This window comes from uncultured Mobiluncus sp. (assembly GCF_947087965.1).
Classification (GTDB): Bacteria; Actinomycetota; Actinomycetes; order Actinomycetales; family Actinomycetaceae; genus Mobiluncus.
The window spans coordinates 124,846-137,889 of sequence record NZ_CAMUES010000006.1 but is presented as its reverse complement, the minus strand read 5'-3'; the positions used below and the strand labels follow the sequence as shown (position 1 = coordinate 137,889).

The following is a 13,044-nucleotide window of genomic DNA, read 5'->3' as shown; positions in this document are numbered from 1 at the left end:
TGTTTCCCCGACCGGAAATTCAGTCGGGGAAACTTGAGACAAATACGGCATAAACCGAGCAAACTAGACTTTAGGACGTACCCCGAGATGCATCAAACCCCAGGTCAAAGACTCGACGAGGGCTTCCCAGGAGGCTTCAATCACGTCCTCGCCCACCCCGACTGTGGTCCACTGAATGTCACCGTTAGTGGTCGTAATCAGCACCCGCACGGTCGCGTCCGTCCCAAAGGTCGTGTCCAGAATCCGCACCTTGTAGTCGATGAGTTCAAAATTCGTGATGTCCGGGTAGGTTTGGGATAATGCCTGGCGCAGCGCGTGGTCCAGCGCGTTTACGGGGCCGTTGCCTTCCCCGGTGACGATTTTTCGACCGTCACGAGTCCGCAGCTTGACGGTGGCTTCGGCTTCCGCCTCTCCGTTATCGCTCAGCGAAGCCCGACCGGCTTGCACCAAAGTTCGCCACGTCTCAACCTCAAAATAGGTCGGCAAGTCCCCGCCTTGTGCCCGCACCAGCAACTCGAAGGACGCGTCAGCCGCATCGAAAACGTAACCGTGGGACTCTTTTTCCTTCACCGCTTCCACCACCCGGCCGGTCAGGTAGGGCGTCCCGGACAGGTCAATGCCCATCTCTTTGGCTTTCAGCTGGACCGAAGCTCGTCCCGCCATCTCGGAAACCAGCATCCGCATATCGTTGCCGACTGTCGCGGGATCAATGTGCTGATACAAGTCCGGATTCACGCGGATAGCCGAGGCGTGCAGACCCGCTTTGTGTGCAAACGAGGAATCGCCCACGTAAGGTAGGCGCTTGGAAGGCCGCAGATTCGTGATTTCCGCCACCCGGTGTGAGGTGCGCGTCAGCTCGGTCAGACCGTTTTCATTCAAAAGGGCGGGTCGGCCCATTTTGATTTCAATGTTGCCGATAAGGGTGAGGATGTCGGCGTTGCCGGTGCGCTCCCCGTAGCCGTTTACGCAGCCCTGGACCTGTACCGCCCCGGCCTCAACGGCGGCCATAGCGTTCGCCACGGCACACCCCGTGTCATTGTGGGTATGAATCCCGATTTTGACCTGCTCCAGGCCGTGTTTGTCCAGATAGTCGCGGGCTTCAGCGACTTTTACGCCGATGGTTGAGGGCAGGTTACCCCCGTTGGTGTCACACAGCACGACAGCTTCCGCCCCTGCTTGTCCGGCGGCTTCCAGCACTTTCAGCCCATATTGGGCATCGTGAGTCAAGCCGTCAAAATAATGTTCGGCATCCACGAACACCCGCCGACCAGCCTTGACCAGAAACTGCACCGTGTCGCGCACCATCGCCAGGTTTTCTTGACCGGTAGTTTTCAAGGCATCCGTGACGTGGCGCAAATCTGATTTTGCCACCAGGGTAATGACCGGCGCCCCGGAATCCAACAGTGCCAGCACCTGCGGATCTTCGCTAGCTTTGGTACCCACCTTGCGGGTGGCGCCAAAAGCGGCCAGGGTCGCATGGCGCAGTTGCAGTTTCGACAACGCCAGCGCAAAGAACTCGGTATCTTTCGGAATCGCGCCGGGCCAGCCGCCTTCGATAAAGCTAACCCCCAGGTCATCAAGGGCTTGCGCAATATTCAGCTTGTCCGCAACGGATAGCGAGATGCCCTCCATCTGGGCGCCGTCACGTAAAGTGGTGTCGTATATCTCTATCGGCTGAGTCGTTTTCATGCCCCCATGTTACAAAAGTCCCTCGCGAGAGATTAATTGAGTTCTAATTTCACTGCCATATACCTCATTGATTTAATATCTCCTTGATTTAATTTGTGCGCCCCGGAAAGGGTACTATAGCAACCGCTATGCCAAAACCGATAGGTAACGAATCGCGCTATAACCCGGGCATCGATGGCTTGAGAACCCTCGCAGTCCTCGGTGTGATTTGCTATCACCTTGGCTTCAGATGGATGCCCGGCGGTTTGGCCGGTGTGGGCGTGTTCTTTACCATCTCGGGTTTCCTCATCACCGGTAACCTCATGCGTTCCTGGTATCGCCGCGGAAACCTGGGGCTAAAGACCTTTTGGCTGCGCCGCCTGCGCCGCTTAATGCCCGCAGTCATTCTCACGGTCCTGGTCATCTGGGCCCTCACGCCGTTCTTTAAAGCCGACAGCTGGCCGGACTATCGTCTCGGCGGACTCACCGCCATTTTCTACGTCAATAACTGGGCCACCATCTTTTGGGGTGATTCCTATTTTGACCAGTTCTCCCAGAGCCCCTTTGAACATATGTGGTCATTGTCTGTCGAGGAGCAGTTCTATCTGTTCTGGCCGCTGGTACTGTTATTACTCCTGGTCATCAGCCGCGGCCGCCGCTCGCTGCTCGTAATCCTCACCTCTATACTCGCCGTGGGTTCTTTTGCATGGCTAGCCTACGGGTGTTCTCTCGGCATGGATGCCACCCGCCTTTATGAAGGCACCGATACTCGCGCGGGCGGCCTGCTGGTGGGTGCCATTCTCGCCATCATCATGATTAAGCCCACCAATCCGAATACAACACGCCCCCTCATTGGCAGGGTCATCTTTCGTAAGGATCGCTACCTAGCTGAAGTATTGGGATGGCTTGGTCTGGGCGCTGTGCTGGCCATTTATGTCTTTATTCCTGATTCTTCACCAGCCTTGTTCAACGGTTTACTGGTAATCCTCTCGCTGGCTACCGCGGCGTTGCTCTTTGCCATTTCGAACCGCTACACGCGGATATATAAGCTCTTTGCGCTGCGTCCCCTCGCGTGGATTGGGGAGAGGTCTTACGCCATGTATCTGTGGCATATGCCACTTATCGCTTTCCTTTACACTCCTCTGCAGGTGGTGCCGGTTATTGTCAGGGCCTTGATTATCATTGGAGCCACCACTGGCCTAGCCACATTGTCTTGGATCTTGGTCGAAGATCCCATTCGCCGCAACGGATTCTTTGTCCCCCTGTGGCGGTGGTTGACTCGCAGAGGCTCCCTACCTCACGCCCTGTTGTCTTTCCCCCTTGCTTTCTTCCTCATCTTTGCCCTGGTCGGAGTACCAACGGAAGCTGCCACGAGCTATCACGACCAACTCGAGGCAAAAAAGGCAGCCTTGGCGAAGGCTCAAGCGGAACGGGAACGCAAAGCGGCTCAGGCACGAGCTCTCGCGGCGACCCGCACCCGATGCCACCAAATCATCCATGTGGGAGATTCCACTTCCCTGGCAATGTTTACCGATGCCGGGGTGCTCAACCCGGCAGACAATGCCACCAAGACCTACACGGCCACCGGCGCCACGAAAGTTACCAACTCGAGCTTCGGGGCGCGTGCCACCAATCAAGGCTTCCAGGACTTCCCGTCCGGAAACGATTCCATCCGCGAAATCCTCGCCGGCGGGATTGATAGGGACTCGTGCTTTGTGATTGCCTTAGGAACGAACGATGCCGCGAACATGAATGTCTATGGCGGCACCGACTATGACACCCATATTCGAACCACTATGGACATTATCGGTCCGAAATACCCGGTGCTGTGGATTACGACCGTGGTGAACCCGAACGGATCACCCAGGTGGTACACCAAAGATGTTATGGACGCTTGGAACGCAGAACTCTACCACCAGCAGAAACGTTACCCGAATATGTGGGTCTATCCGTGGGATCGGGATATGCGTCCGGAATGGTTCATCACCGGCGACGGAGTGCACTGCAACACCGTCGGAAACTCCGAACGTTCCCGACGGTTCGCGCAAGCTGTGGTCAACGCTTGGCCGCTAACCTTGGAAGGGGACAAAGCCCCGCTGCTACCCAAGAAACGGCTCACCCCGAAACAGCGTGTCGTGACGGGGACGCCTCCCCAATAGGTACAGCCTCTGAATTATTTTCAGGTGTCGGCGGGAAAGGGAAAAGTTCCAAATTGGGAATCGTGTTTCCAGTTGCGGCTATGTCTACGGGATGAAAAAATACTCGGGTGAATAATAATGAACGTTTGTGGGCGATGTTCGCTCATCTTTCAGTCCTCATCGCTATGGCTGTTTCCGCCGGCTGGCTGTCATTCCTGGGGCCACTCATCGTCTGGTTGGTGAAAAAGGACAGTTCCCCGGCAGTGCGCGTCGCTGCGGCTGGAGCGTTTAATTTTAACGTCGCCATGTGGATCGCTGGTATCGCCGGGTGGATTGCTTTCTTTACTATCCTGTTAATTCCGCTGGCTCTGGTTCTGTGGCTGGCAGTGTTCGCTCTAACCCTGTGGCACAGCATCCGCGGAGCCATCGCCGCCTCTAACCAGCAGGTCTACGTCTACCCCTTCCAGCTGCCCATTCTTAATTGATTGCTACCTTTGCGGTATTGCGTTAGCTCTCGCTCTTTCAGGAAACCCCGAACAACCATACCTAAGGTGCCGGATTACTAGGCACTATTTCTCGGATTTAGAAAACACTATTCTCGTGACTGTAACAACTTATGGGATTGTCTTAGCGACAATCTCATAAGGCAGTTAATAAATCGTTCAGCTTGCCAAACTACAGCACCCGGTAGCACCAGCCGTGGGAATCCTCGCGGCGTCCCCACTGAATGCCGGTGATGATGTCGTGGATGTGCTTGGTCATCGGGCCAGTGGGAACGTCCAGCTCAAAGTCTTTCCCGCCGAGTTTGCCAATCGGGGTCACGACCGCGGCCGTCCCGCAAGCCAGGAACTCGGCAACCTTACCGGCGCGAATGTCGTCCAACAGCTGGTGCAGGGCGATGCGTTCCTCGCTGACGGTAATACCTTCATCAGCCAGAACCTGAATAATCGCACCGCGGGTACCGCCCTCCAAGATGCACCCCGTGAGCTGCGGGGTCGCCACTTTGCCGTCGCGGTACACCACAAAGACGTTCATGCCGCCCAGCTCGTCGATATAGGTGTTCGTTTCCCCGTCCAGGAAGCACACCTGCGCGTAACCTTTTTCCGCCGCAATCTCTTGGGGCTGCAAAGACGCCGCGTAGTTACCGGAAGTCTTAGCTTCGCCGGTACCGCCCGGTCCAGCGCGGTGGTAATCCTCAGACACATAGATAGAAACGGGCGAAAAGCCGTTGTCGAAGTAAGGCCCTGACGGCGAACCGATATTGAGGTAGGTCACCTCGTGCGCCGGATGCACCCCCAGGAAAGACTCCGAGGCGTACATAAAGGGACGCAAGTACAGAGTGGAGCCATCTTTGACGGGCACCCAGCGGGCATCGGCACGCACCAAATCCACACAAGACCCCACGAAGTCCTCAACCGGAATTTCCGGCAGCGCCAAACGGCGCGCAGACTGATTAAACCGATTCGCGTTGAAAGCGGGACGGAACAGCCAAATCGTGTTGTCGGCCCGGCGGTACGCCTTTAATCCTTCAAAAATCGCCTGACCGTAATGCAACACCGAGGTTCCCGGATACACCGGCAGCGGCCCATAGGGACGCAAATCCTTTTCCTGCCAACCTCCGTCCTTGGTCCACAACGCGTGTGCCATGTAATCGCTAAAGGATTGACCGAAAGCGAGTTTTTGCATTACTTCCCGGTAGGTAGCTTCGTCGGCCCTATGGTCATGAGGCTGGAGCGGGAATCGCCCCGCCAGTTCATTGGCGTTAGGCAGCGGCTGTTTCGCGAGTTCTTCGAGATTGCTCATGTTGTTCTTCTTCTTTCATTGGGTTATTGATAGGAAAAGTGTTTCGAGGCACGCCGTGCCCAGAATCTTAGAGTTTTCGGGGATTCGTGGTCACCAGCCTTAGAGAGAGGCGGCTATCGCGTCGCCGATTTCGCTGGTGGTGCGTACCAGGGGGGTCCCGGCCGCAGATGCGGCGGCGCGGTGAGCCATATCCGCATCGATAGCACGTTGAATGCTCGCCGCCAGTTGAGGATAGCCCAAGTGGTTAAGCATCAGGACCAGACTCGCAATAGTGGCGGTCGGGTCGGCTTTGCCCTGTCCAGCGATGTCCGGGGCGGAACCGTGGACGGGTTCAAACATAGACGGGAAGGTTTTTTCCGGATTGATGTTTCCCGATGCCGCCAAGCCGATACCGCCGGTGATTGCCCCGGCTTCATCGGTCAAGATGTCGCCGAACAGGTTATCGGTCACAATCACATCAAACCGGGCGGGGTTTGTGACCAGAAAAATCGTGGCCGCATCAACGTGTAGGTAGTCGACTTCCACTTCCGGAAATTCCTTTCCTACTTCCTCCACGCAGCGGCGCCACAGGTGTCCGGCATTAACCAGCACATTGTGTTTGTGTACGTAAGTCAGATGCCGGCGGCGCGCCTGAGCCTGCGCAAAAGCGTAACGCACGACCCGCTCCACACCGTGACGTGTGTTCACGGACACTTCGGTGGCAATCTCTTGTGGTGTGCCTTGACGCAACACCCCACCGTTACCGCAGTACAGTCCTTCCGTACCTTCGCGCACCACCACAAAATCAATGTTGCCCGGATTCGCCAGCGGGGTCGGCACCCCCGGATAGTACTTGGAAGGGCGCAGATTCACGTAGTGGTCAAAGTCGAAACGCAGCTTCAACAGCAGCCCGCGCTCCAACACCCCGGACTGCACGGAAGGATCGCCTACCGCCCCCAGCAAAATCGCGTCGTGGCCACGCAGGGCTTGTTCCGTGGCATCATCCAAAACCACCCCATCACGATGGTAACGAGCCGCCCCCAAATCGTAGAGGGTGGTTTTCAAACCAACTCCCGCACCCTCCAAGACCTTATTGAGGACCTTCACGGCCTCGGGCACGACCTCGTGACCGATGCCGTCCCCTGGAATCAAGGCCAAATCAATACTCGTCATAACGTAACTCCAACTTTCTTTTGATGTCTAAAATCGGCGGTTTTCCGAGTGCGGTTCTCAGTTAAAGGAGCTGCTTCGCGGCTTTCGACCCGGTCCGGCTTGTTGTCTTCGGGATGAACCCCGACCAACTGCGCCGCCACAATCGCCACCATGATGAGAGTACCGCCCACCAAGAGCCGCCACGTCAGGGCTTCCCCGCTAAACAATACCGAAAAAAGGGTGGCAAAAAGCGGTTCGCAAGCCATAATCAAGGCCGCCTCGGTAGAGGACATCCGTGCTTGTGCCCAGGTCTGGATGAACAGAGCCCCCACCGCACAAACCAGAACCATATAGATGAGGCTGGCCCAGACGGCACCGTTAGACGGCAGGATGAGTTCTCCATCCGAAAGCGCCGGAACGGCGTTCACCGCCGCGGTCCCCACCATCTGCATGGCAGCCAGCGCTCCCGCGGGACGTCCCGGCGAGATTACACCGAGAGAGGCCACCTGGATAGCAAAGAATAACGCCCCCAACAGGGTTGTCAGCTCGCCAAGACCGAAGGACCACCCTTGCAGGGACAGTGCCGCCAAGCCGAGAGTTGCCAGCAGCATCCACAGCCAAGTAATCGGCTTGAAACGTTCCCGGAACAAAATCAACGCCACGAAAGGCACGAAGACGATGGACATGGCAGTGATGAATCCCGAGGTGGCAGGAGAGGTCAGGTTCAATCCCCACGTTTGCGCCAGTTGACCCAAACCGTAGAGAATCCCCGCTCCGAAGCCGAGAGCCAGCGTCTTCCAGCCTGCCGTGCGCAATTCCCGAAACCACAACGCGCAAGCAATCATGGCTGCGAGAATAAAGCGCACGGTCAGGAAATCAGAAGCCGGAATATCATCCAGAACATGATCCTTTATCATAAAAAAAGTTGACCCCCACGCAGCGCAAACTGAAGCCAACGCTAATATGGGGATTAACTTTTTCATCACGATGTCCTTATCTGTACTCGGCGATTAGCGAGCGGCGTGGCCCTCCACATAATCGGTGTCTTTGTTGGTATTCCAGGTAAACATCTGGCGCAGCTCGGCACCGACTTTTTCAATCTGGTGACCTTCGCCCGCAGCGCGCAGACGCTTAAAATCGGGGGCTCCGGCAGCTTGATCGTCCATGAAACGCTTGGCGAAGCTGCCGTTTTGAATATCCGCCAAGACGTCTTTCATGTGGGCTTTCACGTCGGGGGTGATGACGCGCGGACCGGAGATGTAGTCGCCGTATTCGGCCGTATCGGAGATAGACCAGCGCATCTTGGACAGGCCGCCCTCGTTGATGAGGTCCACAATCAATTTCATCTCGTGGCACACCTCGAAGTAGGCGATTTCAGGCTGGTAGCCGGCCTCGACCAGGGTCTCAAAACCGTACTCGATGAGCTTGGATACGCCGCCGCACAGCACGTTCTGTTCACCGAACAGGTCGGTTTCTGTTTCCTCGGTAAAGGTCGTCTTGATGACGCCCGCGCGGGTCCCGCCGATGCCTTTCGCGTAGGACTTTGTCAGTTCCCAAGCGCGTCCGGAGGCGTCGCATTCCACGGCGATAACGTCGGGGACGCCCTGACCGGCAACGAAAGTACGGCGCACCACGTGCCCCGGGCCCTTGGGCGCCACCATGCACACGTCGTGGCCGGGACCGGGCTTGATGTAGCCGAAACGGATGTTGAACCCGTGCGCAAAGAACAGGGCGGCATGCGGCTTTAGGTTCGGCTCGATTTCGGAGGCATAGACCTTGCTCTGCACCTGGTCGGGCAACAGAATCATGACCACGTCGGCTTCTTTCACGGCATCCGCCACGGTTTTCACCGTCAAGCCCTGTTCTTCGGCCTTCGCCCGGGAGGAGGAGCTTTCGCGCAAGCCCACGACCACGTCGACCCCGGAATCGCGCAGGTTCAGCGCGTGGGCATGACCCTGCGAGCCGTAACCAATTACGGCCACCTTCTGAGACTGAATGAGCGACAGGTCAGCGTCGTCTTCGTAATAAATTTCCGCCATGATTTTTTCTCCTTATTAATTGTAGAGGTGTTTCATTGAAAAAGATATAGGGCGTTTTTCCGTGCAAAAACTAGGCAAAGTCCGGCTAATTTGCCCCTAAATTTGATCGGTGATGGACTTCGATCCGCGTCCAATCGCGACGTTGCCCGATTGGACGATTTCACGAACTCCGTAAGGCTCCAACTCGCGCAACAGAGCCGCGTGTTTCGCCGGGGAACCGATGGATTCGATGACCAAGGTGCCCCGTGACACGTCCACGACATGAGCCCGGAACAGTTCCACAATCTGGAGTACTGCGGTTCGATTCGTGTCGTCAGCCGAAACTTTAATGAGCACGAGTTCCCTCTCAACGGCTCGTTCGGGTTCCAACTCCACGATTTTCAGCACGTTCACCAGCTTGTTCAGCTGTTTCGTGACCTGTTCCAGGGACACTTCAGAAACATCGACCACGATGGTGATGCGCGAAATCTCGGGTTTCTCAGTTTCTCCCACCGCGAGGGATTGAATGTTAAAAGCACGGCGGGCAAACAGCGCCGCCACGCGGGTCAAAACGCCAGGCTTGTTTTCGACAAGCACCGACAGGGTATGTGTCATACTCATGTTTAGTCCTCCCAGGTCACAGTCTTGTCAGGGGCATAAATGACTTTGTCGTTGGTCTGACCCGCGGGAACCATCGGGAACACCATGGCATCGGGGCTGACCAGCACCTCGACTACGACCGGACGGTCGTCAATCTGGTGAGCTTTCTCCAGGGCTTGGCGCAGGTCTTTCGGGTCGGTAACCCGAATTCCCTCAGCTCCGTAGGCTTTCGCCAGAAGCATAAAATCGGGGATTCCCAACCGGTTTGCCTCATCGAGGTTACGGGCTCCGTCATGCAGGTCGGTCTGAGAATAGCGTTCGTTATAGAACAGGGTCTGCCATTGGCGCACCATCCCCAGCGAGGAGTTGTTGATGAGCAGCACCTTTATCGGGATATGCGATTGGGTGCAGGTGGCCAGTTCCTGATTCGTCATCTGGAACGAGCCATCTCCGTCAATGAGCCAGACTTCCCGATCCGGATTGGCGACTTTTGCGCCCATCGCGGCGGGGACGCCGAATCCCATCGTTCCCAGACCACAAGACGAAATGTAGGTGCGCGGATAACGGTAGGTCATGAACTGTGACGCCCACATCTGATGCTGGCCGACCCCGGTGACCACGATTGCGTCATCGTCGCTGACCTCGTCGAGCACTTTAATCGCCTTTTGCGGGCTGACCAGGCCGTCCAACGTATCATCAAAGTACGCGGGGTACTTGTCTTTCAGTTTGGTCAAAGACTTCATCCACGGGGTTAAGTCCGGCCGGCCATACTGTTTGTAGGCTTGGGGCAGTGCCCGCAGCAACGCCGCGATGACTGGTTTTAGATCTCCCACAATAGGGACATCGGCGTGACGGATTTTTGAGATTTCGGCCGCATCGATATCAACGTGGATGACCTTGGCGTGAGGAGCGAAGGATTTCACGTCTCCGGTGACCCGGTCATCGAAACGCGTACCGAGCGCAATCAGCAGGTCTGCCTGTTGCATCGACAGCACCGCGGACACGCAACCGTGCATCCCCGGCATTCCCATATGCTGCGGAGAGTCATCCGGGAAAGCTCCGCGCGCGGTCAGGGTGGTGACTACGGGAGCCCCGGTAGCGTCAGCTAACTCTTTCAACTCAGAGGTCGCATCGGCACCAATAATTCCGCCACCGATATATAGCACCGGTCGATGTGCTCCCGCGATTTCGGTGGCCGCCGCCGCAATTTGCTGTTTGGAAGGCTTGCCAGGCAGTTTATATCCGGGTAGCTCCATCGGCGGAGGCCAGGTAAAGGCCATTTTTTTGTTCTGGGCCGTTTTCGTGATGTCCACTAAAACAGGTCCGGGACGCCCGGAGGAAGCGATGAAGAAGGCCTCCGCTAGGCGGGAAGGAATGTCCTCGGGACGAGTGACCAGGAAACTGTGTTTCGTCAGGGGCATTGAGGCACCGACAATGTCGGATTCCTGGAAGGCATCAGTACCGATAGACTCCGCTCCGACCTGGCCGGTTATCGCGACCACCGGGACCGAATCCATCATGGCGTCAGCCAGACCGGTCAGAAGGTTTGTGGCGGCCGGTCCCGAAGTCACCAGCGCTACCCCGGTTTTCCCGGTGGATTTCGCGTAGCCCTCAGCAGCGTGGGCGGCGCCCTGTTCGTGGCGGGTCAGCACGAAGTTGAGTTTCTGGGAGTCATACAGCGGATCAAAAGTGGAGAGAATCGCCCCGCCGGGAATCCCGAAAATATCGGTCACTCCCAGTTCCTCCAAGGTACGAATGACAGCTTTCGCACCGGTCATGACTTCGCCGCGAGCGGCGGGATCAATTTCATTGGGGGTCTCCTCGGGGCCATAGGCTCCCATGGATTTCGTTTCTGGTTCGCTCATGCACCCAACTGTAGCTCTGGGGCTAAAAGGATGGAAACCCGCAAGGGGAAAATCTCACTATGTGGATTCCGAACCGAATAATGAGACACTTCCTTACAGGGCTATACCCCCGCCAGAAAGCCGGAAGCAGTGGTAGCTGGCGCTCTCAAACTTAGGGTAGCCTCATCATTTCCGCTGGCTGTGCCCTTAGTCCTGATTAATGGCGTCCACCAGATGGTTAAATCTGTTTGTGTCATTGAATCTAAATTTTCCCCGACGCGTGAAAGAGCAGACCGCAATGTTTCTGTCAAAGCACTTGGAACGACTGCGTGGCGAGCGCGACCACGCCTTTACCCCCAAGAAAAAAGCTGCTGACGAGCCTATTGAAGTCAATACCCAGAGCATGGTTGAGTACGAAAAGATTCGTATCCAGCTCACGGAAGTCTCCCGCACAACTATGCGTTTAGGCCATATGCTGCAGTCCTGCGGGGCTTCTGCGTACCGGATTAAGATTTCTATGGCACGCCTGGCTACCGCGTTGGGAGCCGATGAGCACCACGTCCAAGTCACCTTTGGCGAAATCAGTTCTACCGTCTATCTGCGCCCTTTTTCCCGGACCGAGATCTCGGAACAGAGGGACTTTGGCACCAACGCGGCCAAACTTGATCGACTGCGCCTGTTTATCCAAAACATTAAACCGGACACGCCCGTCAGCGAGGCAAACCGGCTCATGGATCGCATTGAGTCCTACAAACCTGAATTCAATAAGATTGCTAACACTTTGGCAGCAGGATTTGCCTGTGCCTGTTTCTGTTTCCTGAACCGCGGCGGGCTCATCGAGTGCGTTCTGGCTGGTGTAGCGGCGGGATTCGGGCAAAGCGTGCGCCGGATAATGATGGCAAAGAAAACTAATCATTTTGCGGTCTGGATGACCGCCGGTTTTGCTGCCTCACTGGTCTACATCGGTTGCGCCGTGCTACTGGAAACGATGCTGCAGCGCGCCTATTCACCAGCGGTTCTGGCGACTATACCGCCTTGGATAACAGCTGATCCTCTCGGATTCCGGGTGGGAATTGTCTCCGCGGTACTGTTTTTGGTTCCCGGTTTCCCGCTCATTACCTCGATGCTCGATTTGGTACGCCTGGATCTTTCCGCTGGGATACCGCGCCTGGTTTATACCTTGATGTTGATTATTTCAGCCGGAGCGAGCGTGTGGATTGTGTCCCTAACCTTCCACTGGGCGGTAGACCCCGCGGTGAACCCGCCTCTGGAGGGGCATTGGCTGTACTTCGCCCGAACATTCTGTTCATTTGTGGCCTCTGCCGGGTTTGCCATGCTGTTCAATTCGACCCGGCGACTGTGCGTCTATGCCGGGTTGATATGCGCTCTGGTTAATCCGTTGCGTTTTTTCGTTGTGGAATCGGGATTCAATTGGCAATTTTCGGTAGGGCTGGAGGCGCTGGCAATCGGTCTGCTTGCTGACGTTATTTCCCGTCTGTCGAACTTTAACTATTCACGAGTCTCGTTGTCCGTTCCGGCAGCAGTGCTGATGGTTCCCGGCGTTCCTCTCTATTCAGCCTTAGTACACCTCAACGAAGGAAATACGATAGGAGCTATCGCCTCCCTTAGCGAAGTGTCCGTGGTCATTTTGGCCATTGGCATCGGCCTTTCCACAGCCCGGATGCTCACGGATCGAAATTGGCTGCAAGACAGGGAAATTGTCGACACCCACCCCGTTCTTAATGCCGACGCTGACGATTCTTTCAGTATGCGCTGATAGACTGACTTTGTTGGTTTTCCCGACCACAAGGTTGATTTATCACTACGTCTCTGGAGGACATT

At 56.3% G+C, this 13,044-nt stretch carries 10 protein-coding genes; 3 read left to right on the top strand and 7 right to left on the bottom strand.

From position 1 onward, the window contains the following. Positions 1 to 63: 63 nt before the first annotated feature. Complete coding sequence (cimA, locus tag Q0V70_RS07575; protein ID WP_297590309.1) at positions 64 to 1,689, bottom strand: citramalate synthase; 1,626 nt, start codon at positions 1,687 to 1,689, stop codon at positions 64 to 66. A gap of 128 nt (positions 1,690 to 1,817) precedes the next feature. On the opposite strand from cimA, the gene Q0V70_RS07570 reads away from it, so the two are divergent. Then, positions 1,818 to 3,827 (top strand): acyltransferase family protein, encoded by a 2,010-nt coding sequence (locus tag Q0V70_RS07570; RefSeq protein ID WP_297590305.1) that lies wholly within the window; start codon positions 1,818 to 1,820, stop codon positions 3,825 to 3,827. 107 nt (positions 3,828 to 3,934) lie between these two features. Further along, on the top strand, positions 3,935 to 4,291 hold the full coding sequence (locus Q0V70_RS07565; RefSeq protein WP_297590303.1) for a DUF4870 domain-containing protein: 357 nt from the start codon (positions 3,935 to 3,937) through the stop codon (positions 4,289 to 4,291). Between the two features lie 190 nt (positions 4,292 to 4,481). Here Q0V70_RS07565 and Q0V70_RS07560 read toward each other — a convergent pair whose 3' ends face one another. The 6 genes from Q0V70_RS07560 to Q0V70_RS07535 all read right to left on the bottom strand — a co-directional run bounded on the left by Q0V70_RS07560 (position 4,482) and on the right by Q0V70_RS07535 (position 11,223). Beyond that, positions 4,482 to 5,609 (bottom strand): branched-chain amino acid aminotransferase, encoded by a 1,128-nt coding sequence (locus Q0V70_RS07560; protein ID WP_297590300.1) that lies wholly within the window; start codon positions 5,607 to 5,609, stop codon positions 4,482 to 4,484. 99 nt (positions 5,610 to 5,708) lie between these two features. Next, positions 5,709 to 6,761, bottom strand: a complete 1,053-nt coding sequence (locus tag Q0V70_RS07555; RefSeq protein WP_297590297.1) for a 3-isopropylmalate dehydrogenase — start codon at positions 6,759 to 6,761, stop codon at positions 5,709 to 5,711. Beyond that, complete coding sequence (locus tag Q0V70_RS07550) at positions 6,758 to 7,723, bottom strand: DMT family transporter (protein WP_297590295.1); 966 nt, start codon at positions 7,721 to 7,723, stop codon at positions 6,758 to 6,760. Before Q0V70_RS07550 ends, Q0V70_RS07555 begins: the two co-directional genes overlap by 4 nt. A gap of 27 nt (positions 7,724 to 7,750) precedes the next feature. Beyond that, positions 7,751 to 8,779, bottom strand: a complete 1,029-nt coding sequence (ilvC, locus tag Q0V70_RS07545) for a ketol-acid reductoisomerase (protein ID WP_297590293.1) — start codon at positions 8,777 to 8,779, stop codon at positions 7,751 to 7,753. A gap of 96 nt (positions 8,780 to 8,875) precedes the next feature. Beyond that, a complete protein-coding gene (ilvN, locus tag Q0V70_RS07540; protein ID WP_296182361.1) occupies positions 8,876 to 9,379 on the bottom strand; it encodes an acetolactate synthase small subunit in 504 nt (167 codons plus the stop codon). A gap of 2 nt (positions 9,380 to 9,381) precedes the next feature. After that, positions 9,382 to 11,223 carry an acetolactate synthase large subunit gene (locus Q0V70_RS07535; RefSeq protein ID WP_297590289.1) on the bottom strand — a complete coding sequence of 614 codons (1,842 nt, stop codon included), beginning with the start codon at positions 11,221 to 11,223 and terminating at the stop codon, positions 9,382 to 9,384. Positions 11,224 to 11,500: 277 nt separating this feature from the next. On the opposite strand from Q0V70_RS07535, the gene Q0V70_RS07530 reads away from it, so the two are divergent. Further along, positions 11,501 to 12,979 carry a threonine/serine exporter ThrE family protein gene (locus tag Q0V70_RS07530; protein ID WP_297590286.1) on the top strand — a complete coding sequence of 493 codons (1,479 nt, stop codon included), beginning with the start codon at positions 11,501 to 11,503 and terminating at the stop codon, positions 12,977 to 12,979. Positions 12,980 to 13,044 lie beyond the last annotated feature (65 nt).